Raw genomic sequence first — 571 nt, 5'->3', positions numbered from 1 at the left:
AAGCCGGGCTGGATCACCTATTGGAAGGAACCAGGCGATGTCGGGATCCCGCCCGCCATCACGCCGGCTCCGGGCGTCTCCTACACGGTCGACAGCGTCGGCTTTCCGGTGCCCAAGGTGCTGATGAACGGTGACATGATCGATGTCGGCTACGACCATCCCGTCACGCTGCCGCTGACGCTGAAGGACGCGCCGAACACATCCGGCGTGACACTGAGTGCCTTTGTCGGCGTTTGCCAGAACATCTGCATTCCCTTCCAGGCCGACCTCACTGTTCCGGTGGAGGAAGGCAGTATCGCCAATCCCGTGGAGGCGGCTCTCGTTGCTTCCGCCCAGTCGATGGTCCCTCCTGGCCCCTCCCCCGACTTCCATGTGGTCGGGCATGAGCTCAAGCTGGACAGCAAGGAGCTTGTCGTTCGGCTGAAGATGCCTTCGTCAGAAGCCCAGCCGAAGGTATTTGTCAGCGGTCCGAGCGGGCATGTCTTCGTCAAGGCCTCGATGACTGCGGGGGCCTCGGGGGAAACGGTACTGACATTGCCGATCAAAAAGCTGCCGAAGAAGTATCGGATCG

General features: G+C 61.6%; 1 protein-coding gene. It reads left to right on the top strand.

Going from position 1 to position 571, the window contains the following annotated elements:
* The coding region (locus tag CXR00_RS17985) for a protein-disulfide reductase DsbD domain-containing protein (RefSeq protein WP_104056430.1) at nt 1-571 on the top strand (571 nt) is incomplete at both ends.

Origin of the sequence: Arthrobacter sp. 9E16 (genome assembly GCF_002929435.1) — a bacterium.
GTDB lineage: Bacteria > Actinomycetota > Actinomycetes > Actinomycetales > Micrococcaceae > Arthrobacter_B > Arthrobacter_B sunyaminii.
This window is presented reverse-complemented; position numbering and strand designations above follow the sequence as displayed.